Origin of the sequence: Thermomonospora cellulosilytica (genome assembly GCF_014138835.1) — a bacterium.
Taxonomy (GTDB): Bacteria; Actinomycetota; Actinomycetes; order Streptosporangiales; family Streptosporangiaceae; genus Thermomonospora; species Thermomonospora amylolytica.
This window is the reverse complement of sequence record NZ_JACJII010000001.1, coordinates 6,519,449-6,542,410: the sequence shown is the minus strand read 5'-3', so window position 1 is coordinate 6,542,410 and position 22,962 is coordinate 6,519,449. Positions and strand designations below refer to the sequence as shown.

At 70.9% G+C, this 22,962-nt stretch carries 20 protein-coding genes and 2 CRISPR repeat arrays; of the genes, 17 read left to right on the top strand and 3 right to left on the bottom strand.

What is annotated here, in order from left to right; genetic code table 11:
• The first annotated feature begins 189 nt into the window (after positions 1-189).
• The 12 genes from HNR21_RS30805 to cas2 all read left to right on the top strand — a co-directional run bounded on the left by HNR21_RS30805 (position 190) and on the right by cas2 (position 13,083).
• Positions 190-2,037 (top strand): Cas10/Cmr2 second palm domain-containing protein, encoded by a 1,848-nt coding sequence (locus HNR21_RS30805; RefSeq protein ID WP_182707915.1) that lies wholly within the window; start codon positions 190-192, stop codon positions 2,035-2,037.
• On the top strand, positions 2,034-3,119 hold the full coding sequence (locus HNR21_RS30800; protein WP_182707914.1) for a type III-B CRISPR module-associated Cmr3 family protein: 1,086 nt from the start codon (positions 2,034-2,036) through the stop codon (positions 3,117-3,119). The genes HNR21_RS30805 and HNR21_RS30800 overlap by 4 nt, the downstream gene beginning before the upstream one ends.
• On the top strand, positions 3,116-4,168 hold the full coding sequence (gene cmr4 / locus HNR21_RS30795) for a type III-B CRISPR module RAMP protein Cmr4 (protein ID WP_312881433.1): 1,053 nt from the start codon (positions 3,116-3,118) through the stop codon (positions 4,166-4,168). The genes HNR21_RS30800 and cmr4 overlap by 4 nt, the downstream gene beginning before the upstream one ends.
• A complete protein-coding gene (locus HNR21_RS30790; protein WP_182707913.1) occupies positions 4,168-4,581 on the top strand; it encodes a type III-B CRISPR module-associated protein Cmr5 in 414 nt (137 codons plus the stop codon). The genes cmr4 and HNR21_RS30790 overlap by 1 nt, the downstream gene beginning before the upstream one ends.
• Entirely contained in the window at positions 4,578-5,447 is an 870-nt protein-coding gene (cmr6, locus tag HNR21_RS30785) for a type III-B CRISPR module RAMP protein Cmr6 (RefSeq protein WP_182707912.1), read from the top strand. Before HNR21_RS30790 ends, cmr6 begins: the two co-directional genes overlap by 4 nt.
• On the top strand, positions 5,444-6,421 hold the full coding sequence (locus HNR21_RS30780; RefSeq protein ID WP_182707911.1) for a hypothetical protein: 978 nt from the start codon (positions 5,444-5,446) through the stop codon (positions 6,419-6,421). Before cmr6 ends, HNR21_RS30780 begins: the two co-directional genes overlap by 4 nt.
• Before the next feature lie 62 nt (positions 6,422-6,483).
• Positions 6,484-7,956 carry a hypothetical protein gene (locus HNR21_RS30775; protein WP_182707910.1) on the top strand — a complete coding sequence of 491 codons (1,473 nt, stop codon included), beginning with the start codon at positions 6,484-6,486 and terminating at the stop codon, positions 7,954-7,956.
• 37 nt (positions 7,957-7,993) lie between these two features.
• The gene (cmr1, locus tag HNR21_RS30770; RefSeq protein WP_182707909.1) at positions 7,994-9,298 is read left to right on the top strand and encodes a type III-B CRISPR module RAMP protein Cmr1; all 1,305 of its coding nucleotides are present in this window, start codon (positions 7,994-7,996) and stop codon (positions 9,296-9,298) included.
• A gap of 69 nt (positions 9,299-9,367) precedes the next feature.
• Positions 9,368-10,102: a CRISPR system precrRNA processing endoribonuclease RAMP protein Cas6 gene (cas6, locus tag HNR21_RS30765; protein ID WP_182707908.1), complete on the top strand. Its 735-nt coding sequence runs from the start codon at positions 9,368-9,370 to the stop codon at positions 10,100-10,102.
• Positions 10,103-10,297: 195 nt separating this feature from the next.
• Positions 10,298-10,780: direct repeats of the CRISPR family, unit length 37 nt; unit sequence GTCGCAAGGCACCGCCCGACACCGAGGGCATAGAAAC.
• A 146-nt stretch (positions 10,781-10,926) separates the two neighbouring features.
• Positions 10,927-12,036, top strand: a complete 1,110-nt coding sequence (locus tag HNR21_RS36200; protein ID WP_182707907.1) for a reverse transcriptase domain-containing protein — start codon at positions 10,927-10,929, stop codon at positions 12,034-12,036.
• Positions 11,922-12,797 (top strand): CRISPR-associated endonuclease Cas1, encoded by an 876-nt coding sequence (cas1, locus tag HNR21_RS36195; RefSeq protein WP_182708918.1) that lies wholly within the window; start codon positions 11,922-11,924, stop codon positions 12,795-12,797. The genes HNR21_RS36200 and cas1 overlap by 115 nt, the downstream gene beginning before the upstream one ends.
• A gap of 4 nt (positions 12,798-12,801) precedes the next feature.
• Complete coding sequence (cas2, locus tag HNR21_RS30750; protein ID WP_182707906.1) at positions 12,802-13,083, top strand: CRISPR-associated endonuclease Cas2; 282 nt, start codon at positions 12,802-12,804, stop codon at positions 13,081-13,083.
• A gap of 183 nt (positions 13,084-13,266) precedes the next feature.
• Positions 13,267-13,608: direct repeats of the CRISPR family, unit length 37 nt; unit sequence GCCGCAACACACCGCCCGACCCAGAGGGCATAGAAAC.
• 632 nt (positions 13,609-14,240) lie between these two features.
• Here the strand turns inward: cas2 and HNR21_RS30745 are convergent.
• Positions 14,241-15,485 carry a TerD family protein gene (locus HNR21_RS30745; RefSeq protein WP_182707905.1) on the bottom strand — a complete coding sequence of 415 codons (1,245 nt, stop codon included), beginning with the start codon at positions 15,483-15,485 and terminating at the stop codon, positions 14,241-14,243.
• Positions 15,486-15,708: 223 nt separating this feature from the next.
• Positions 15,709-16,164 (bottom strand): XRE family transcriptional regulator, encoded by a 456-nt coding sequence (locus tag HNR21_RS30740; RefSeq protein ID WP_182707904.1) that lies wholly within the window; start codon positions 16,162-16,164, stop codon positions 15,709-15,711.
• A gap of 144 nt (positions 16,165-16,308) precedes the next feature.
• Here HNR21_RS30740 and HNR21_RS30735 point away from each other — a divergent pair, with 144 nt between their 5' ends.
• From HNR21_RS30735 to HNR21_RS30715, 5 genes are read left to right on the top strand one after another with little or no spacing between them, the layout of a single operon-like run.
• On the top strand, positions 16,309-16,602 hold the full coding sequence (locus HNR21_RS30735; protein ID WP_182707903.1) for a hypothetical protein: 294 nt from the start codon (positions 16,309-16,311) through the stop codon (positions 16,600-16,602).
• The gene (locus HNR21_RS30730) at positions 16,599-17,630 is read left to right on the top strand and encodes a DUF2637 domain-containing protein (protein WP_312881431.1); all 1,032 of its coding nucleotides are present in this window, start codon (positions 16,599-16,601) and stop codon (positions 17,628-17,630) included. Before HNR21_RS30735 ends, HNR21_RS30730 begins: the two co-directional genes overlap by 4 nt.
• A 9-nt stretch (positions 17,631-17,639) precedes the next feature.
• Complete coding sequence (locus HNR21_RS30725) at positions 17,640-19,676, top strand: toprim domain-containing protein (protein ID WP_182707901.1); 2,037 nt, start codon at positions 17,640-17,642, stop codon at positions 19,674-19,676.
• 15 nt (positions 19,677-19,691) lie between these two features.
• Positions 19,692-20,663 carry a hypothetical protein gene (locus HNR21_RS30720; protein ID WP_182707900.1) on the top strand — a complete coding sequence of 324 codons (972 nt, stop codon included), beginning with the start codon at positions 19,692-19,694 and terminating at the stop codon, positions 20,661-20,663.
• A gap of 15 nt (positions 20,664-20,678) precedes the next feature.
• Positions 20,679-20,945, top strand: a complete 267-nt coding sequence (locus tag HNR21_RS30715) for a superinfection immunity protein (RefSeq protein ID WP_182707899.1) — start codon at positions 20,679-20,681, stop codon at positions 20,943-20,945.
• 244 nt (positions 20,946-21,189) lie between these two features.
• Here the strand turns inward: HNR21_RS30715 and HNR21_RS30710 are convergent, their stop codons facing one another.
• Positions 21,190-22,824: an FG-GAP-like repeat-containing protein gene (locus tag HNR21_RS30710; protein ID WP_182707898.1), complete on the bottom strand. Its 1,635-nt coding sequence runs from the start codon at positions 22,822-22,824 to the stop codon at positions 21,190-21,192.
• Positions 22,825-22,962: the final 138 nt, after the last annotated feature.

Here is a 22,962-nt window from a genome sequence, read left to right as displayed (position 1 = left end):
TTCCGGGAAGTGATGGCGAAGGCGTCTTTTGGGGGGTTAGCCTGCCGGAGCGGGTGAAACGGGGGCTTGATCACCGCGGCCATGGGCGTCTTGCCGGTTTGGCGCGGCATGGAGCATGAGCCGGTCGTACGGGGGTGAGGGGTGACGGGGGTCGGGTCACGTGACGCGTCCGAGGTCCATGACCTTGTCTTGATCGCCGTTCCCGGTGTGCAGCGGTTCATCGACGAGGCGCGTTCGACCGCGGACGTCCATGCGGCCAGTGAGATCGTCGCCCGGCTGGCGGCCGAAGGAGCGCGGGCGTGCGCGGCGGCCTCCCCAGCGGTGCGGCTGATCTTCCCGGCCTGGGAGAACGGCCGGGACCACGCTGCGAGGGACGGCGCATCGGGGCCGGACGGACCGGCGGGACCCAACCGGATCGTGCTCATGGCGCCCCCCGAGATCGCCGAGGACGTCGCACGGACCGCGGTCGAGGCCATCGAGGCGGAGTGGAGGCGGTTGCTGCGCGCCACGTTCCGCATGGACGGCGACGACGCGGTGCCGCCGAGGACTCCGGGAATGCCGGTGACGGTGTGGGTGCGCGTCCCGGCCGGTGAGGGAGGTTACGCCGAGCAGTGGGCGCGGGCCCAGGCGGCGATGGCGGCCCGCCGTGTGCTGCGGGACTTCCCGCCGGTGCAGGAACGGGACACCGAGCTGTGCGATCTGAGTCCCCGCTGGGCGGCGGCCGGGAGACCACCGCCGGGGCTGCGTCCACACGAGGAGGCCCGGCTGGCTCCCGCCAACTGGGTGAAACGCCGCTGGCGGCATGTCCGGGCGGCCGGGGGATCCGATGCGGGAGAGGTCGTCGGGTTTCCCTCCACCTCGTCGATCGCCTCGGCGCCGTTCCGCCGGGAGGTGCTCCAGCGGCTGGACGACGAGGAGATCGCCCGCTGGGTGCGGGCGCTGCGGGAGGCCGCGCAGGCCGTCAACCGGGCGGCGGAGACCCCGGTGCCCGCGCTGGAGCCGTTCGCCCGGAACGGCGGCGGCCTCGCCCGGTGGCTGGCCGCCTCGGGCGGCCCCTGGGTCTACCCGGAGCGATGGCAGGCCGAACGGCTGGCCCGTGACACCAAGCGCCCGCTCCAGGACATCCGGCAGGCGGCGGAACGCGGCCGCCGGGCCGCCCAGACGCTGCTCGATGTGATGGGCGACGGGCACCGGATCCGTCCGCCCACCGACTACCTGGCGGTGATCGTCCAGGACCTGGACGACATGGGCCTGTTCCTGAGCGGCCGCCGCCCGGCCGCCGACGGCACCAGGCTGGCCCCCGACCCGGAACGCCACCGGGACGTGTCCCGGCGGCTGGCCGGGCTGTCGGTCGAGCAGGCCGCCCGGTTCGGTACGGCCGACCTGCTGGGCGTTCCGGTGTACGCGGGCGGGGACGACCTGCTGGGCTTCGCTCCCGCGAGCACCGCGCTGGCCGCCGCACGGGCCGTACGCGACTCGGTCCCGGCCGAGTCGCGCACGGCCAGTACGGCGGTGGTGTTCTTCCACCAGTCGCACAGCCTGCGTGACGCGCTCCACACGGCCCGCGAACTGCTCGACGACGCCAAGGAGAACGTGCACGGCAAGAACGCGCTGGCCGTGGCCTATCTGCGCCGTTCGGGAGCCACCGAGGCGTCGGCGCAGCCCTGGCAGGACCGTTCGGGGACCAACGCCGTGCAGCGGTTCGCGGTTTTCGCCGCCGACGCCGATCACCTGCTGTCGCCGCGCCTGCTGGCCGATCTGCAACGCGACCAGGGTGAGCTGGCCGGCCTGCACAGGGTCGCGCCGGAGCGGTACCGCGACGAACTGGCCCGCCTGGTCGGGCGGCACATGGCCAACCCCGACGAGACGGCGGCCTGGGCCACGGCCCGCGAGCTGGAGGCGCTGGGGATGAGCGAGGCACTGCGTCCGCGAGAAGTCCCGGCGGACGTCCCCTACCCGCTGCCCGCCGCGCGTGTCGCGGTGTTCCTGCGTCAGGAGGCATGGCCCTACCCGCAGCGGCAGGAGGCGTCCCGATGACGGCACCGGCTGACGAGACGGAGCAGGGCGCGCAGGTGTGGCTGTCGTTCACGCCCCGTGACACCGTCTTCGTCCGTGACGGCAGGTCGTTCGACGCGGCCGCCGACAACGCGGGCCGGGCGGTGCTTCCCTGGCCGAGCACCATCGCCGGCGCCTGCCGCGCCGCCCTGGGCCGTGACGAGGACCTGCGCTGGGTACGGGGTCCGATCCTGGCCCGGCGCGGGCGGGACCGCTGGACGCCGTACTTTCCCGTCCCGGCCGACCTGGTGCGAGAGCCGGGTCGTGATGCGCCGGTGCACCGCCTGACCTGCGGCGGACACCGGATCGACACCGACCTGGGGGACCAGGTCGAAGCCTGGCTGGAGCCGCCGCCCGGGGTGCACAAGATCAAGCCGCTGACCGGCTGGCTGGACGCGTCCACCATGACCCGCTATCTGGCCGGGGACCTGCCGGGACAGGACGGGCTGAGCACCGGCGACCTCGACGTGGCCGACCCGGTCGCCTCCGAGCCGCGGATCGGGCTGGCCCGCCAGGACCGCAAGGCCCGCACCGGCTACTTCTACCAGGCCGCTCACCTGCGGCTGGCGGACCGCTGGGGTTTCGTGGCCTGCTGCGGGCTGCCGGACGGATGGACGGTGGGAGACCCGGACCCCGTCCCGCTGGGCGGCCGGAGCCGGCTGGCCGACGTGGCGGAGGCAGACGGTCTGGCCTGGCCGGACGCACCGGAACGGTTCCCCGGCGGGCGGGTGCTGGTGTACGTGGCGACCCCCGCGCTGTGGCCGGACGGCTGGCGGATCCCGCTGCCGGACGGCGCCGAACTGGTGGCCGCCGCGGTGGGGGACGCGATGCCGGTCGCCACGACCTCACCGCGCCGGAGTTGGAAGGAGCACCGCAGGCTGCGCTGGGCGGTCCCGGCGGGCTCGGTCTACCTGCTGCGTTTCACCGGCTCGGACGAGGCCGCGCGGGAAGAGGCCGCCGGGCGGTGGGCGGTGGGGGCGCACGGCCGGGCGCTGGGACCGGCCATGGAGGACATCTTGCGCACGGCCGGTTTCGGCGTGGTGCTGACGGGAGTGTGGACGTGACACGGCAATCTCGCAGTGGACCCCGACGGAGCAGGGAGCTGCTGCTCTACCTGTACGCGGAGTCGCCGGTGCACGCGGGGGCCTCCGACAGCCTCGACGTGCTCGACCTGCCGGTGCAGCGGGAGGCCACCACCGGCTATCCGGTGATCTGGGGGCAGAGCCTCAAGGGCGCGCTGCGCCAGGCCGCCGGAGACGCCGGATGGGACGAGCGCCTGCTGACCTGGGTGTTCGGATCCGAGCCCGGCCAGGCCGGTGACGAGGGCACCTGGCCGGGCGCGCTGGCCGTGGGGGACGCGCAGCTGGTGGCGATGCCGGTGCCGACGCTGCGGCACACGTTCGCCTGGGTGACCTCGGACCTGGCGCTGGGCCGCCTGGCCCGCCGGTTCCACGCGGCGGGGCGTTCCGTGCCACAGCCCACCAGCGTTGCCGCCGACGGGGCCGCCGCAGCCGACGCCAAGTGGACCGACCACCAGGGCGGCAGCGGCGAGGTGCTCGGACCCTGCGTGGTGGGGCTGGGCACCGCACCGGACGAGGCCCTGGCCGCCTGGGCCCGGCGGCTGGCCGCCGAATGCCTGCCCGGCGCCGACGGCCGGGCGCCGGACGGTCCCGCGCCGCAGCCCTCGGAGGGCGCGGACGGCCGGTCGGCGGGCGATGCGGCACCGGACGCCCGGGCGTCCGATCCGTTCCGTCCGTTCCGGGACAAGCTGGCCACGGACCTGATCCTGGTCGGGGCCAGCATCATGCCGACCCTGCTCACCGAGTGCACCGAGCAGACCGCCCGGGTCCAGCTCACCGACGTCAAGACCGTCCAGCACGGCCCCTTCTACAGCGAGTACCTGCCCGCCGAGACCATCCTGGCCGCCGCCCTCACCCTCCGCGAGCTGCCCCCTCCCCGCGCCAAGGCGGGCGCACCGCCCACCGAGGACGACTGGTACGGCACCGCGCTCACGCACATGACCGACCTGCTGGACAGCCGGCTCATCCAGATCGGCGGGGACGAGACCCTCGGCAAGGGCCTGGTGTGGTGCCGGCTGCTGGGAGCGCGTTGATGGCCCGTCGCATCGACCAGGAGATGGCCGCCGCCGCGTCCAACCTCATCACCGGACAGGTCGACCAGGAGCTGCGCACCCGCTACCGGCAACTGCCGGTGCGGCTGCGCACCGCCGGGCTGGCCGCCACCTACGCCTTCATCGCCTCCAAGGCCAACGGCACCGACCGCCTGGCCGCCGCCTACCGCTCGGCGGCCGAGGGCATCCGGCGGCGGCTGGTCGAGCAAGGACTGCTGGCCGGCGACTGGCGGACCATGACCGCCCGCGACGTCCTCGACCAGCTGGGCCACATGGACGCCGCCGCCTACGCGCGGGCCTCGGCCGAGGTGGCGGCGCTCACCGGATGGCTGAGCCGGCTCGCCGACGCCATGTACCGGCGTCCGGCCGACGACGGCGACGGCGGGGATTCGTGACCCGCGCCGCCGGTCCGTTCGGGCGGATCGTCGAGACCGACGGTACCGCCCTCAAACCCCGGGCGGGCTACCAGCTCGGTCGTGACGCCAACGCGCTGGTGGTGCTGAACCGGCTGGCCTTCCCCGAGTACGCCACCGTCCGTGGCCGCACGGTCGTGGAGTTCCGCGACAAGACGACCCGGGCGCTGCTCAACTGGTCGGCGGCCACCGGGCTGGGCCAGCACCCCGAACTCCTGGACCAGGTACGGGCCCGCCGCGAGCACGCGATCGCCGGGCTGCGGCGACGTGGCCTGACCGTGACGCGCCTGCGGGCGGTCCCCGAGTGGCGGATCGCGGTCGGCCTGGGCAACCGGGCCAACGCCCACGAGATCGGGTTCAGCCTGCACGGCACCTATGGCTGGCCGATCATCCCGGGCTCCACCCTCAAGGGGCTCGCCGCCTCCTACGCCCGCCAGGAGCTGGGGGACGACGACCAGATGCTGGCCGACGTCTTCGGCGGCCCACGCCCTGGGCAGCGCGCCACCCGGGACACCTCGCGCCGCGCCCCGGTCGCCTTCCTGGACGCCCTGCCCGCCGACGGCCCCGCCACCGTGGCCGTGGACGTCCTCACCCCGCACGTCAAGCCCTACTACGACGCCATCGAGAAGAACAGCCCCCAGCCGCCGCCCCCCGCCGAGTACCACAACCCCGTCCCGGTGCACTTCCTCACTGTCACCGGCCCCTACCTGGTGGACGTGGCGAGCCGGGACGAGGCCGCGCTGGAGTTCGCCGTCGACTGGCTGACCAGGGCGGGTTCCGAGCTGGGCGTGGGAGCCAAGACCGCGGCGGGCTACGGCTACCTGGCGATCGAGGAGGAGCCGACGTGACCGTTCACATCATCTCCGTCGGCCTGAGCGTGCTGGAGGTCCTCGCCCAGCCGCGCATCGCACGCCACAAGGCCAAACTCGACCACGACGCCGACCTCATCGACGACATCGCCGACGCCCGCCCGCACGAACTGCTCAAGGACGCCGGAGCCGACGACCGCGAGGCGGCGTGCGCCTGGCTGGCGGGCGCGCTCGCCCCCCTCACGGATCCCGCGCACGACCCCGCCTCGTCCGCCGCCCTGCTGGAGGCCCGCAGCCGGATCAGGCCACACCGATGGTCGGCGCGGATCAGCGCGGAACTGCTCACCTTCGCCCGGATGGCGGGCCCCGGCCAGGCCCGGCTCGACCCCGCCGACACCGCCGTCCTGGTCGTCTCCGACACCCCGGACGGGCTGCTGGCCGCCCTGTGGAACGCCCTGGCGCTCGCCGGCGGCGACCTCACCCGGGTGAGCCTGCTGGCGGACCCGTCCGACGCCCTGCGGATGCCCGACCCGGCGGGCCGCGTCCTGCTGGCCCGCATCCCCGGCATGGACACCAGCAGCGACGAGGGCTTCCACCGGGCCATGCACGGGTTGGGAGTGCTCGGCCGCGCCCTGTACGAGCGCACCGACGGGCCGCTGGAGTTCCACCTGTCCGGCGGGTTCAAGGCGTCCATCCCCTACCTGGTCGCGATGGCCGAAGGGCTGCGATCCCTGGCGGGCGGCAGGCAGGTGCAGGCGTGGGTCCTGCACGAGGACACCCTGGACTCCTCCCGTCCCATCCGCATCCCGCTGCGCCGCGCGGTGCCCGAGGAGGTGCTCTTCGAACTGTCGGGGTTCGACGACACCGGCCGCCGCCCGCCGCCCTTCCCCGACCAGAACCTGCTGGAGGGATACGCCTACGACACCCGTCCGGACGGGCAGTACCTCACTCCGTTCGGCAGCGGCCTGCGCGCCCTGTTCGGCGACCGGCTCCCGCAGGTCCTGCCGTCATGACCCCGCCCATGTCCGCCGGCGGTGAGACCCTGCCAGGCCCGGGATGGAACCTGGGCGCAGGCGTGCCGGCCGCGATCCGCCGTGAACGCACCGACGACGATGTGCGACGTGACCGGCAGGCGTTGTCGACCGAACGGCTGAGGGAGCCGTTCCAGGTCCTGTACCAGGTGCGGTGGCGCGGTGCGGTGCCCGAGCGGGACGACATCGACACGGCTCTCGGCCGGATCGCCGCCGAACTCGCCGCCCACCGCGACCTGCTGGTCGCCGTGGTGATGAGTCCCGACACGGCGCTGGAGACGGCCGCCGAGCTCACCGGACGGCGGCAACAGGAGCCGGCCGACCAGTGGATGGCGCTGTGCTGGCTGGCCGAGGCCGCCTGGGAGGCGGTCACCGGCCCGCCCGGTGGGGGCCGCTCCCCGCAGGCGGTCTCACCGGAGGACCGGCGGCTGCTGTATCCGCTGGCCGCCCGGCTGCGGTTCCTCGCCCTGAGCGAGCCGTTCCGCGACCGGGGTCTGCCCGAACGCACCGCGTTGCGCCGCAGCGCTTTCGGCTCCACGTACCGCGGCAGCCCGGTGGACCGGCTCTACGGGGAGGGCTCCTGGAACGTCCTGGTCGACCATGCCCGCCAAGCCCGCGCCGACTGGCTGGCCTGCCTGGACGCCTACCAGTCCCATCCCTATCTGGCTCAGGCGCCGGCGGCGGCACTGGAGGAGGAACTGTCCCTGCTGGTCTTCACCCGAGGCCGGGGCAGTGCGCCGCTCAGCCTCACCGGCCGTGACCCGGACCTGCCCGCCGTGCTCGGCGCCGGCGACGTCACGTTCATCGGGGACGTGGTCGAACGGCACCTGCTTCCCCGTTTCGACCTGCCCTCGGTGGCGGTGCTGGGCTGGCGCGCCCATCCCGGTCCGGCCTCCCACCGGCGTCGCCGCTGCACGTTCCTCATCGGCGCCCTGATGATCGCGATCCCGCCGGTGGCGATCTTCGCGAGCCTGTGGTGGGCGACCGGCCTGGCCGCCGTGGCCTATGGCCTGCTCGGCCTCGGGGTGGTCGCCTTCGGCGGTACGTGGGCTGCGTTGTGGATGCTGCGGTTGCCCGCGGCCTCGTCCATCGGCCTGCTGGTGCTGCTCACCCTGCCCGAACACTGGTGGCAGTCGGCCCGCCCCGGATGGGGGGTGGCCGTCCTGGCCCCGGTGGTGCTGGCGGTGGCGGCGTTCGGCTATCTGCTGCTGGAGGCCCGCAACCACGGCATCGGCCGCCGGGCCACCGCCGTCCGCGCCTTGGCCGTCACCGGGGTCGGCGCCGTGCACGCCTTCGCGGTGGCGCTGATCGGCCTGGTCGCCGTCGCCCCGGCGTTCACCGCCAAGGGCCGGGAACTGGGACGGCTGCTGACCGGAACACAGGACGGGCGGCACCTGCTCGTCCTGGCGATGGCCACCGCCTGGTGCCTGGCCGTCGGCGTGTTCTCCCAGATCCTGTGGGACGACCGCCCGATCAGCGCGCCCCTGGCCCACACCGACTGGAGGAGCGCCGCGTGAAACTCGGCCGTCAGCCCGCCCGTGAACGGAGCCCCTCATGGCCTGGACCACGCTGAACCTCAAGGTCACCACCCCGCTGTTCAGCAGCGGCGCCGACCAGGAGTCGGTCGGCGACACCGGGATCCGGGTGCCCTCGCTGCGCGGAGCCATGCGGTTCTGGTTCCGCGCGCTGGCGGGAAGCCGGACCGGCACCGGCCCGGACGGCCTGAAGCTGCTGGCCGCCATGGAACGCCGTGTCTTCGGCGGCCCCGGCGTCCCGTCCGCCTGCGTGCTGCGCATCCCCGCCGGGCAGCGGATCCGCGTGGTGTCCACCCACCAGCGGCACGGCTTCATCAACCCCGACAACCCCGCCGACCCGTCCAAATGGATCGTCTACCTGCTGGGCCAGGGGCTGGGCGACCTGGGGAGGATGGACATCAAGCGCCCGTACGTGGCGCCGAACTCCACCTTCCAGCTCATGATCCGCTTCAACCACCGGCGCGCCGACCCGCCCGAGGTACGGGACGCGGTGACCGCCCTGGCCTGCCTCTCCCTCTGGCTGGCCTGCGCGTTCGGCGGCCTGGGCGCCCGCACCCGCCGCGGCTTCGGCGGCCTGCGCATCACCGAGGTCACCGGCGGGGGACTGCCGTGGGAGCCCGAGACGCTGCTCACCCCCGGACTGGACTACTACGAGAACCTCTCTGGCCTCGACGCCGCTCACGTCCTGGCCCCGTTCCCGGGATGGGACGAGCACCTCGACGTCCTGAGCGCCCAGGTCATCACCGACTCCAACGGCGGGTTCCGGCCGTCGGAACGGACCGGCCCCCCTGCCTTCCCGGTGCTGTCCGGCCCGCACACCGCGATGGCCCTCAGCCAGGGTGAACCGTTCCCCGCCTGGGACAAGGCCCTGATCGAGGCGGGCAACCGCCTCCGTATCGCCCGCGCCAGGATCAAGGCCCCCGGCGCCCGCTACGACCCGCCGCGCAAGACCTGGGAATGGCTGAACGTCGTCCACGGCGAGGAGACCACCTTCGACCTCGCCGCTCTGGGTCTGCCCGTGGTCTTCAACAAGGACGTCTCGGTCAACGCCGTCCAGGACGGACAGGAACTGCGCCGAGCCTCCATGGTGTGGCTACGTCCCGTCGGCGACCCCGAAGGCCGCCGGTGCCGGCTGCTGTCCATGGCCTTCCTCACCGAGTTCCTTCCCGAGGGCGCCCGGATACGGCTGCGCCACAACGGCGAGCCGGACAAGGACCTGGACGTCACCACACCCGTCGCCATCGCCCGCGCCCGCCGCTGGATGGACCGCCCGATCACCTACAAGCCCCCTGGAGGCTCCGGAGGAAGAAAGAACCGCCGATGAGCACCTCACACCCATCGACGTACGGCTCACGAACGCCGCCCGCCCCCCAGCCGCGGGAGTGACCAGCCCATGCCCACCGTCGTGACCCTGCGTCTGCTGCCCGCCGTCCCCGGCCCGCCCGACACCCGCCAACTGCACGGCCTGGCCTGCGCCCTGTTCGAGACGGACGTCGACCACCGCGCCCAGCGCAAGCCCTTCACCATCTGGCCCGCCACCCCCGACCCTCTCGACCCGCAGGCCGGGCTGCTGCTGCGGGCGAGCTGGCTCCCCGACACCCCACTGCCGTTCGACCCGGACGAGCTGACCAAGGTCCGCCTCGGCTCCCGCCTGTGCCCGGTCCTGTCAGCCGACCACACCACCCGGACCCGCGCCCGGCTCGCCGCCGGTCCCGCCCTGCACCGCGCCGAGCTGCGGTTCCGCTCCCCGGTCTACTTCGCCGCCAACAACCGCCGCACCATCGCCCCCGACCTGCGGCTGATCCTGCGCGGCTACCGAGACCGCTGGAACGAGCACCTCCCCGACGACTCCCCCCTGCGCATCGACGACGACCTGGCCCGCACCCTGCACCGCACCGTCGAACTGGTCTCCTACGAGCTGTCCACCACCCGCCACGACGGCGGCCACGGCCACCTGGTCACCGGCTTCACCGGCCGCATGACCCTCGCCCCCGCCCCCGGCACCCCACCTGACCACCAGACCACCCTCACCGCCCTGCTCCGCTTCGCCCCCTACAGCGGCACCGGAGCCCGCACCACCCACGGCTTCGGCGCCACCGCCCTCCACGAACCCCCCACCCGCCCATGACCCGCCCTGCACCCGGTACAGCCCCCACCGCGCAGGCCCGAAGTCGCCGAGGATGGCGCACCGGCATATCCGCAGGCCAGCCACCATGCGCTCGCGTCAGGGGACAGGGCGGGGCTATGCTCGAACCCGCCCCAGACCGAGGATGGCGGAACGGACACCGAATCCGCAGGTCAGTGCCCCTGAAAACGCCGACCCGTCGCAAGGCACCGCCCGACACCGAGGGCATAGAAACGCGTCCAGGCCTCGATCCTGGGGTTCTTCGGTTCGTCGCAAGGCACCGCCCGACACCGAGGGCATAGAAACGCGGCACCCGATTGTCGACCTTGCGTGGGGTCAAACGAGTCGCAAGGCACCGCCCGACACCGAGGGCATAGAAACCCACTTGCCGTTCACACGGCGTTTGATCACCGTAAAAAGGTCGCAAGGCACCGCCCGACACCGAGGGCATAGAAACCAACGAATCCCACGCCTGACCGATCTCGGCTACAACCCGTCGCAAGGCACCGCCCGACACCGAGGGCATAGAAACACAGGGGCATGGCCTGGGATCTGTCTTGGGCTCCACGAGTCGCAAGGCACCGCCCGACACCGAGGGCATAGAAACTCACCTTGCCACCACGGCAGCTTTGACAGTCCGTACCGTCGCAAGGCACCGCCCGACACCGAGGGCATGGAAACGTCACCGCTTTATCGGGTTCTTCCTGTGAACCAGCAGGAAGAAAGTGTCACAAGACTGCCTGACACCGAGGGCATGGAAACTTGAAGGCCCAACCGGTCCGGTTCATGTCCCGCTGGTCGTGGTGGGGCGTCTGGGGTGATGGTCGATGGGGGAGTTGCTGGCTCGGGCGTTCACCGAGCAGGCATTGCTGGACGCCTGGGACGAGGTGCGGGAGTCGGCGTTGGCCGATGGGGTGGCCGGGCCGGAGGTGGAGCGGTTCGAGGCGTCCGCGGCGCAGAGGATCAGTGAGCCGGCCGAGCAGCTGGCCGATGGGGCGTTCGAGCCCGGTCCGGTGTTCCGGGTGGAGATCTCCAAACCGAGCGGCGGGGTACGGCGGCTCGGGATTCCCTCCCTGGTGGACCGGATCGTGGAGCGGGCGCTGCTGGAGGAGCTGGATGCGATCATCGATCCGCTGCTGTTGCCGTGGAGCTTCGCCTACCGGCGCGGGATGGGTGTGCGGGATGCGATCGCCTGCCTGGTGGAGGCCCGGGAGGCCGGGGCGCGCTGGGTGGCCCGGGCCGACATCAAGGACTGTTTCGACGACATTCCGCGCTGGACGTTGCTGGGGCGTGTGCGGGAGGTCGTCACCGATCTCCAGGCGGTCGATCTGATCCGCCGGTTCCTGGACCGTCCGGTCGTCGGCGAACGGGTGAGCCGGCAGCGACGCGGGCTCGGGCTGCATCAGGGCAGCGTGCTGGCTCCGCTGCTGTCCAACCTCTATCTGGATGCCTTCGACCGGGCGATGCTCGCGTCCGGGTATCGGGTGATCCGGTTCGCCGACGACTTCGCCATCCCGGTCGCCGACCGTGCGGCGGCCGAGCGGGCGTTGGCGCGGGCCACCGAGATCCTGGACGGCCTGCGCCTGGAGTTGGGGGCCGCCAAGACCAGGACCGTCTCGTTCGACGAAGGCGTGACGTTCCTGGGCCGGACGGTCACCTCCACGACCAGCCCGGGAGCCGAGGCGCTCTCGCACCCGGTCGAGACGGTGGTCTACGTCGACAAGGACGGTGCGCTGCTGCGCAGCCGCGGGGACCGGCTGGTCGTCGAGCACAACGACACCGCGTTGTTCAAGCTGAACCTGCGGCGGGTCCGCCAGGTCGTCTGCGTTGGCAGGGTCGGGATGACCACACCCTTCCTGCACCGCGCCCTCGGCAGGGGGATCGACATCGTGGTGCCGGCGACCAGGGCGGTCCAGGCGGGCGGCTGTCCTCCCTGACCCATACCGACCCCACGGCCCGTCGCGCCCAGTACCGGCTGGCCGACGACACCGGCCGGGCCACAGACCTGGCCAGGACGTTCGTCGACGGCAAGCTCGCCAACATGCGGGTGGCGCTGCTACGGGCCGACCGCCGCGACCCTGACCCGCTGCGCGCCGACGTGGCCGAAACGCTGGCCGCGACCCGGCTCGTCCTGGCCGACGCCACCTCCATCGACCAGATCATGGGCTACGAGGGGTCCGCCACTCGCGAATACTTCCGCACCTGGCGGCACATGTTCGCAGACCTGTGGGGATTCACCGGCCGCATGCGCCGTCCGCCGCCGGATCCGATCAACGCGATGCTCTCCTTCGGCTACACCCTGCTGACCCACGAGGCGATAGCTGCGCTGCAGATGGCCGGCCTGGATCCGGCAGTCGGCTTCCTGCACCAGGCCCGATGGGGGCGCCCCAGCCTCGCCCTGGACCTGATCGAGGAATTCCGTCCCATCGTGGTCGACGCCGTGGTGCTCCGCTGCATCACCACCGGAACCGTCCGCCCGGAAGAGGCCGACACCGATCCGGAGAAGGGCTGCCGTCTGGGCACTCGCGCCAAACGCGCGTTCATCGCCGCCTACGAACACCGCATGCTGACCCTGTTCACCCACGAGCCCACCCGCCGTCGCGTCTCCTACCGGGTCGGTCTCGGCCTGCAGGCCAAGGCACTGGCCCGCACCGTCCTCGACCCTGACCGCCCGTACCGGCCCATCCGCTGGAAATGACGCGATGCGCTACCTGATCACCTACGACATCGCCGACGACGCCCGCCGCGACGACATCGCCACCCTGCTGTCCGGCTACGGCCCCCGCGTCCAGCTCAGCGTCTTCGAATGCGACCTGCCCTCCCGCCGCGAAGCCACCGAACTGCGCAAACGCCTCCGCACCCTGATCGACCCCACCGAGGATCAGATCCGCTTCTACCCTCTCGACGAACGCGCCATCCGCAACACCACCGTCCTCGGCGCCCGCGTCATCGAAGAACGCCAGGACTTCTGGATCATCGGATGACCCGGTACAGCCCTCCACCGAACCCGCCGAAACCACCTGGGATGGCGCACTCCCAAAACCCCAGTTCAACGCCCTACCACTCGCCCCCGCCCGCCCCCACCGCTATCCTGAGCGCACCCCCACACCGAGGATGGCGGAACGGACACCAAAGCCCCAGGCCAGCACCCCCGCAAAACCCGACCCGCCGCAACACACCGCCCGACCCAGAGGGCATAGAAACGAGCGGACGGGAGTCCGTGGCGCCTGCCGACTCAAACCAGCCGCAACACACCGCCCGACCCAGAGGGCATAGAAACTCTAGCCGAGTCCCATCGAGGCCATGTAGGCCTTAGTGTGCCGCAACACACCGCCCGACCCAGAGGGCATAGAAACCTTCAGGATGATCCAGTCGAAGACGTAGTGCGCGACGGCGAACGCCGCGACACACCGCCCGACCCAGAGGGCATAGAACCAAGATCTCCCAGGGTGCTGACCCCGTCGTTGACGAGGCCGCAACACACCGCCCGACCCAGAGAGCATGGAAACCGCGCAATGTGAACCGGACCTTCGGCCTCACCAGTTCGTTGTAACGCACCACTCGACTCCGCGGGCATAGAAACAGCTGGCGGACGCGAAGGCCCGCGGGTTGAACCCGCTGGCCGCGAGATGCCGCTCGACTCCGAGGGCGTGGGAATCCGAGGATGATGCCCCGGGCCTCGACCGGACGGCCGTTGGTCGCAAGGCGCCGTCCGGCTTCGGGGATATGGAAGGTCACCTGCGTGTTGATCGCAGTACGGCTGGTGTGGAGTTGAATGCACCGTCCGACCCAGAAGACATGGGACGCGTGTAGCAGTCGCGCAGGATGACGACCTCGCCGTGCCGCAACTCGCCATCTGATCTGAAGGTGCATAGAAACGTCTTGCCGTGGACGAACCGCAGCGTGATGGTCACGCCGCGACGCACCGCCCGCCCCAGAAGGCGTGAAAAGCAATCTGGGAATGAGGCCGGGCCGCTCCACCCACCACATGTGTCGGCCTGCGCCGCTCGCTTACGAGAGCGGTCCCGGATCATGGGCATCGGTGCGTTCGAGCGCTCGCTCGGATCCGGTCGGCTGTGGAGAAGTCCGAACTTCTCCGTCGTCCACGGACCTGAAAGGTGGAGGTGCTATTTCGGGAAAGTCATCTCGTTTTGAACTCGACGGGGCCGACGCTCATGCAGAAGTTGCCGTTGGAGTAGAGTACGGGGCGGGCCTCCTGGTGGTTGCCGCTGTACTTCTCAACATGCCTGATCTGGACTCCGTCGGGTGCGGTGAAGTCGATCAGGGCGATGGCGACCCAGTAGGACAGGTTCCGATCGCTGTAGAGCGGCGCCGTCACGGTTGATCCACGTCCGTCGGTGACGACCGCTCGTGCTCCGTAGGACTTGAAAGAGCCGGTTCCGTTCTCGACCGCGCTGTAGGCGCAGATGAGGACATAACCCTGGAGATCGGGGCGATGGATGGTGATGGTCTCCCGGCCGGGTGTGCGGGCGTCGCCGTCGAGAGCGATGAAGGGCGGGGCGGAGACGGAGCCGAGATTCCGGTAGTAGATCGCGTCTTCGGACTTGGTCGGCCGAGGCCCCTTGGGGGTGACCGAAGCGCGTGGCACGTAGAGGGCGTACAGGTCGAGATCCGCGCCGGCGCGGCGGCGGGCCCGGCTACCGCCGTTCCACTCCAGGGAGGCCGTGATGACCAGGCCGGGATCTTCCTTGCGCATGTTGATCGTGGCCTGGCCGCCCTTCGTCAGCGCGACCTTGCCCAGAGGCCTGGCCGGCTGTGCGGGCGAGGGCAGGGCAGGAGGCGTGAACGAGCGCCGGGTTTCTTGGACGAGTGGCGTGCTCACATGAGCAGAAGCCGGTGATGTCGCCGACGTGTCGATGGTCGGCGCAGTCCCGGGGTCGTCCACCACGATGCCGAAGTCGGCCGCCAGCCCGGCCAGTCCGTTGGACCAGCCCTGACCGACCGCACGGACCTTCCATACGTCCTGGCGCCGGTACAGCTCGGCCAGGATGACCACGGTCTCTCCATGGGTCATGGGCGGCGGCGCGAACATGAACTCCTGCGAGCCGCTCGCAATGTTCGCGCGAGGAGTGCTGTGGGCGTCGAAACGGGCATGAGGATGGTCGACGTCGATGCTCGCGACGACAGCGACTCGTTGCACCGAGGGCGGGACACGGGTGAGATCCGCGGTGACGACGGACCCGGCCACGGCCACACCGTCCTGCGCCGGATGGTTGTAGAACACCAGGTCGTGGTCGCTGCGGACCTTGCCATCCGGCCCAAGGAGCACCGCGGAGACGTCGACGGGTACTCCGGCAAGGACGGAGACACGGCACTGGGGGCCATGCAGAGGCGCATTCGCCCCCTTGCTGAGAAAAGTGGTCATGCGAGCCCTCCGTAACATCCCGTCCATGGTGATGGACGCAGGGATGTCACGCAGGAGAAACGATTGATACGCCTGCGGTTCATATGTCCGTCCGTACGCAGGGCAACAGCGAGACGACCGCTGAGTTTCAGGGCGGAGCCGCACAGGCGCAATACGACCCGTGTGGCTTCGTGGCACCGCCCGGGATCGCGCGAGCGGCGCCTGGCAGGCAACCGGACGCGCTCTATCCAAGGCGCGTCTGCGCGGCGTTCGCTGCTGAGATGACCATCTCGTCGACGAGCCAGCGGATGTCGGTGGGGAGGTCGATGAAGGCTCGGAGGACCTCGGGGCGGATGGTGCCGTCGTCGAGTTTGCGGCGGAGGGCTTGGAGGGTGAGGTCATTCTCGATCTGTCGACTCTCGGTGGTGGGGCCGAAGTAGCCGAGGGGGACGCCGAAGAACCGCGCCAGGGCGGTCAGGGTGCGGAGCTGGGGGTTGTCCTGGCGGCCGGTGCGTAGCTTCCACACGGTGGTGGAGGAGATGTCCTCACCGGTGGCGGCGGTGATGGCGGCGGCGGCCTCGATGTTGGTCTTGGGCGGTGGGGCGTCGGCGGGCCACATGTTGTTGATCAGCCACTCGACCTTGTCGGCCAGGGATGCCGAGGGGGTGGGGGCCTGGCTCGTCGCGGTGTCCTGAGACATCACCGCTCCCGTCTGTTGCTCGAAGTAAACTGACAATCATCTGGTGTTTCGTGGTTGACAGTCGCCGCTGGGTGACGCATCGTCTGTTCGGTGACTGTAGTTGACGGGATGGTGTCGTCAACGCACCGACACGGGGGAGTGCCCATGGGGGTAGTGGATGCCGGATGCCGCAGTGAGCTGCGGGAACGCCAGGCTCGGCTGCTGCGGCTGCACTGGGAGCTGACGCGGTTAGGCGTACGGGTCAGCGTGTGCAAGCCGCGGAACGGGCGCTGGAAACTCAAGCTCCGAGGACGGCGCTGGTCGGAGACGGTGCTGTGCGCCGGCGCCGAAGGCACCTACGCGTATGTGACCGCCCACGGTCGGCTGCTCGGCCGTGCCGAGGACGCTCGCCACGTCGCCCGCATCCTGGTCTGGATGCTGGAAATGAGGGTCCGATGAATCGGCTCGGCGTCCCTCCCACATGGCCGGCCGGTGCGGTCGGGCCCCTGGCTCCGGGACGGCGTGGCAACCGGGTGGCCATGCCGGCTCACGGGAGAGCTGTCAAAGTCGCGGCTTCGGCCATCGCGCCGCTGGTTCTGGCCTTGGCGGTGCTGGGCGCGATGGGGTCGTTCACCACGGTGCGGGACATGGCCGAGCCCTGGTTCGGGGAGCTGGCGTGGATCGTCCCCATCGGCCTGGATATCGGGATCTTGGTCCTGCTGGCCTGGGACCTGCTGATGGAGTACCTGGCCCTGCCCTGGCCGGTGCTGCGGTGGGTCGCCTGGGCGTTCATCGCCGGCACCGTCGCCGTCAACGTCCTGGCCGCGGGCGGTGATCCGGCCGGGGTGGTGATGCACGCGGCGATGCCGGTGCTGTTCATCGTGGTGGTCGAGGGCGTACGGCACCTGATCCGCCAATGGGTCGGCCTGGCCACCGGCCGACTCATCGAACGCATCCCGGCCGCACGCTGGCTGCTGGCGCCGATCTCCACCGCGCTGCTGTGGCGGCGCATGGTGCTCTGGCACGTCACCACCTACCAGCGGGCGCTCGACCTGGAGTACCGGCATCTGCTCGCCGTCTCCCGGCTCCAGCAGCGGCACGGCCGATGGACCTGGCGCTGGCGGGCACCACTCGACGCCCGTCTCGCCCTGCGCTGGTTGCCCGCCGAGCTCACCGGACGTTCCACCTCGATGCCGTCGCTCACGGAGCCGGTCGATGACCCCGAACGCGACCCACCGCACGACCACGGGGAAGAGGACCGCGCCGAGCCGTTCGATGAAGAACTCGTCGAGACGACCCGCCGGATTCTCGCAGAGGCGAGCCGCCAGGGGATACGGCTGAACCGTACGGAACTCGGCCGTCGCCTGCGGGCGCTCGGCTTCTCCATCGCCAACGACCGGATCACCGAGCTCCGCGCCGTCGCCGGCGGCGACCGTGAACAACGCCCTGACCAGCCCACGTCCCAGACCCCGCGCACGGAGCAGTGAGGTCCGAACATGCCCGAACCGCTGTCCGCCCCAGAGGACGCACGTCGCGCGCAGGAACGCGAGCGCCTGCTGACCGTGTTACGCGGCATCGCCGAGCAGGAGACCAAGCGGCTTCATGCCGGCCGATCGTCCTGGGCCTGGTGGCTCGACCTGGCGAGCAGGCACGGACGCTACGGCTTCGCCAACACCCTGCTGATCAACGCGCAGATGCCGACCGCCACCGACGTCCGCTCATACCGGGACTGGCAGGCCCAAGGACGCCAGGTCCGAAAAGGCGCCACCGGCATCCGGATCATCTCCCTGCGCGGCAACCCGCGCCCGATGTTCGACATCTCCCAGACCGACGGCCCGCCGGTCGACACCCCGCAGGCGCCCACCCCGGCGGAGGCATGGGAGCGCCTGCGCCGGCTCGCCGCAGACCGCGGTTTGCAGATCGACCGCGGCGGAGGATGGGCGTACACGGGGCCGCCCGGCCGCTTGATCAGCATCGCGCCTGAGCTGGGCGAACGAGACGCACCGATCGCGCTCGCCCACCAGCTCGGCCACATTCAGCTCCACGGAGGGCCGGTCGATCAGGCAGGCGAAGGCCGCTGCGGCTGCCATGGCGCCCAGCGCGTCGAGGCCGACTCCATCACCCACTTGCTCCTGGCACATCTGGGCCTCCAACCCGAGGGACTGACGTTCCCGGCGGTCGCACGCTGGGCCGGAACGGACCCCCGAGCCAACCCCGCCGCAGCCATCCGGAACCTGGCAGACCGCGTGCTGCGCGCAAGCGGCCGGCTCACAAGACGCCTCAGCGCGCTCCCACCGCCCAACATCCAGCACGACCGTCACGGACGGCACCCCGGTGCCCCGCCGCCGACGACCTCTCCACGGCTGTCGGCTACGGACCCCGAACGGCACAAGGACGATGAACGCCCCGATCTCCAGGTCGGCGTGGAGGAACTGGCCGAGTTACAGCGTGCGGCGCACGACTACTTCACGGCCCGGCGAGCCCACAGCTGGGTGCCCGCCTACCTGAGGGAACGAGGATTCGACGACGAGACCCAGATCCAGTGGGGGGTCGGCCACGCGCCGAAAGCCTGGCGCGGCCTGACCGACCACCTACGCGGCCTCGGCCACTCCGACGAGGCCATCCTGGCGTCCGGCCTGGCCCGCAGGGCGCGGAACGGGCGGCTGTACGACACGTTCCGCGACCGCGTCATGGTGCCCCTGCGCCGACCGGACGGCATCATCGCCGGCTTCATCGGCCGACGACCGGACGGCGCCGATGGACCCAAGTACCTCAACAGCCCCGACAGCCCTCTCTTCCACAAGGGAGAACTGCTCTTCGGCCTGCACGAAACCCGCGGTTACCTCGCAGCAGGCGCCCGACCGGTCATCGTCGAGGGCCCGTTCGATGCCATGGCGATCAACACCGCCGCCCCACAGCAGTACGCCGCCGTGGCACCTTCCGGAACCGCCCTCACCACCGCCCAGATCCGCGCCCTCGGCCACACGGCGAACCTGCACAAGACCGGCCTGATCATCGCCCTGGACGGCGACGCCGCCGGTCAGGCCGCCACCGAACGAGCCTGGAAGACCCTGGCCCACCTCCACGGTCCCGTCGAGGCGGTCATCCTCCCCGAGGGCCGAGACCCCGCGGACATCCTCCGCGACCAAGGCCCAGACGCCCTCCGGGAAGCTCTCCAGCAGACCACGCCACTGGCGGACCTCGTCATCGACGCCGCGATCACCCGGGCAGGCCGTTCACTCCACAGCCCCGAAGACCGGCTCGCCGCAGCACGAGCCGCCGCCGCAGTCATCGCCCACCTGCCACCGGCCCAGGTTCCGCACCAGGTCGCACGCGTGGCCGAACTCGTCCGCACCGACCCCGCCACCATCACCCAGGCGGTCGTCGAAGCGATCGCCCCCGATGCGGCCACCGCCCGCCGCCTGGCCGACGACGACTTCCCCTTACCGCCCCTGGCATCGCCACCGACCCACCGCCACAGGCCGGCAGACCGACCTCGCCCGGCCTCGCGACGACCCACCAAACACCGCTGACCAGGAGCCGAAAACATGACCATCGAGCAGCAGCACCCCGACCCGATCACCGAGGGCCTGGTCCACACCGGCCAGCGCCTCGTCCAGTGCATCACCATCAGCGTCCTCGTCCGGCAGATCCAAGCCCGCTACGAGTTCCGCCGACAACGAGCACGCCTGCTCCGGAACCTCCAAGCCGAACGCCACGCCACCCAGACCGCAAAGGCCGCCTTCGAACAGGCCCGAACCCGCTGGGCACCCGCCCACGACCCCGAATGGCTCAAGCACGCCGACCTCCTCCGCGTCGCCGAAGCCTGGAGCGCCGCCCTGCCGTATGCCGCCGACCACGCCCTGGCGGCCTCCGCCGTACGCAAATGCGAACAACGCCTCCGCGAACTCCACCCGCACGCCATGCAGCACTACGACCGCTACCGCCAGAACGGCCTGTCCCCCGAAGAGGCCATGCGGGAGACCATCCCCTTCTTCACCCGCACCCCGAACGTCCGCACCGGCGAACCCGCCGCGGAACGACCGGCCCTACTGACCGGCACCGGCACACGATGGACCACCGACCATCACAGCCCAGACCGGCAAGACCACATCGAGCACCGCCAGCGGCACTACGCCGCCCAGCTCATCAACGCCCTACGCGCCCACCACCTCATCCAAGGCCTGGACGACCTCAGCGACGAGGACCTGCACACCGCCCTGAAAACAACCACCAACCTGCCCGAACACGTCATAGCCCAGGCAATCCGGCAAGTTGCCGAGGAATCAAAAGCGGGCACCACACCAGCAACAGCAACCCCACGCCCAGCCCCAAGAACGGCAGGCGAGACCCCTCCCAACCTCGCCCAGACCCGCACCCCAGGACAGGTCGCAGCAGACGACTTCCCCTACGACATCCGCGAGGCGATCCACCTCGCCACCCAACAACCCCTCGACACCCCGGCCCCCAAGCGCCCCCACCAGAACATCCACACCCGCCACCGGCGGCCAAACCGCTGACCAGAACGGATCACCATGAACGACTACGAATCCAGCCTCTGGTTCTGGCTCCTCATCATCGGAGGCCTGGCCACCCTCGCCATCCTCCCGACCCTCATCGCGATCATCCGAAAGGCCGACAGCCTCAGCACGATCATCCTGATCAACACCCTCGGCTGCGCCACCTTCTTCGGCTGGCCCGCCGCCCTCGTCCTCGCCCTGACCATGCCCCGCCGAGACGAATTACTCGAACCTCCTCACCCGGGTCCTGGGCACTCGTGCGACGGGCTTGGCCACCTGTGAAATCCGAGCGACTGTCGGCCTGCAGGCTCGGCGTACGAGCTTGGTGGTTGCCTACAGGAGCTCTCATCTTGAGGAACTACTCCGTTCGGAACGGCATGAGTATGCGGCCAGACGACATAGACACGGCGCCTTGCCGCTGCCGCCGATAATGAAGCCCTCCGATGAGGGACTCCGAGACGGATCGACCTGCAGGTAAGTAGGTCTCGATCCGCACAACGCGTCGTGCCGACGACGGTGAAACGGATTACATGAGCGACTGGCCGAAGAAGCTTTCCGTCTGGCCGGTTCCCAGGCCCAAGGACGCCTGGTCTCGGAAGGTGGGGGATGTGATGGCACGGCCGTCGAGGTTGATGATCCAGATTCCGCCGGGGCCGTTCTTGGGAGCGCCGACAATGGCCTCGGCACGCCCGTCGCCGTCGATGTCGGCGGCGCCGACGGACCAGCCGAAGTGGTCCTCGGGGTTGTTGGCATCCGGCATGGGATCGACGTCCTGGTCGATCCAGATCGAGCCGTCGGTCGAGAGCGTGGACTGCGGATGGCCGAAGAAGACCACGGCGGCGCCGGCGGCCGGGCTGGTGCTCAGGTCCTCGCCGCGTACCCCGGCGATCAGGTCGGCGCGTCCGTCACCGTCGAAGTCACCGGCCGCCAGCGCGTTGCCGAAGGCGTCCTCGGGTTCCGTGCCGCCTGCGGTGCCGGGCGAGTCCTGATGGATGATCACCCGGCGGGTGGCGGAGATGCCGGTCCGGTCTCCGGTGAACGCCACGACCTGCCCGGCGACTCCGTCGCCGTTGACGAGCTGCTCGGCCATGCCCACCGCGATGTCGTCCGGGCCGTCGCCGTTGAAGTCGGCGACGACGAGCGCCGTTCCGAGGAACTCCCCGGCCTGGACGACATCGGGTGCGACGATCGCCTGCGCCCGTGCGGGCTTGTTGTCCCGGAAGGGGCCGTAGAGGACCTGGAGCCCGCCACGGTCGGAGGATCCGGTGACCAGTTCGCCACTGACACCGACCACGAGGTCGGCTTGGCCGTCCCCGTCGATGTCGCCGACCGCGAGGCCCTCTCCGTAGCGGTCGTCGGTTTCGGCGGCGCCGGGCACGACGGGGGAGTCCTGGTTGAGGTCGGTCGTCGCAGCGGTGTTCATTCCGGACGAGCCTCCTGGGACGATCCGGATGGAGCCGGCGGCGCGCTTGGTCTCGATGGCCTCCAGCGGGGATCCGATGACGAGATCGGCGAAGCCGTCGCCGGTGAGGTCGCCGGCGGCGAGGCTGGAACCGAAGTGGTCGTCGGTCTCGCTCGAGCCGGGCACGCCGCCGTAGCCCTGGCCGATGGACTGGCACCCCGCCGTGGCGAGCCCGCCGGAGGAGCCGAAGCAGACGAGGACCCCGCCCGCGGCACGGGTGGTCTCCATCGCTTCCATCGGTATGCCGATCGCCAGGTCGGCGTACCCGTCGCGGTTGAAGTCGGCACTGGCGAGCACCTGGCCGAACCCGTCCCCGGCCTCCGCTCCGCCGGGCACGTCGGCCAGACCCTGGTGGATCAGCCGCGCGGACGTCGGTGCGCCGCTGCGCGCGCCGAGCGCGACGGCGATCGAGCCGGCGCGTTTGTGACCGTTGATGGTGTCGCCGGGGATGCCGATCGCCAGGTCGATGATGCCGTCGCCGTTGAAGTCACCGGGCCTGGCGGCCTCGTTGGCGCTGACGCTCGCGCCGGGCACGATCAGCAGCGCCAGCCCGACGGCGATACCGGTGACGAGAGCGCGACGGCGCATCACAGATCTCCTCCCTGCCATGGGGAACGAGCGGCCGGAGGAAGCGCGAGGCCTTGATCGGCCGCCCGGGATCATAACCACTGCCCGGAGCCGTTGGGAACTGCCGGACACGGCTGGAATGTGAAGATCGTCCTGGTGTATGTTCCTGCCACTTTGATCGGGTGATCACCGAAACCTCAGGCTTTGTTCGTCCTGCCATGGGGTGGAACGAGGAGAGCGCCGGCCGCCGGTGATCCTTGACGGCTCGTG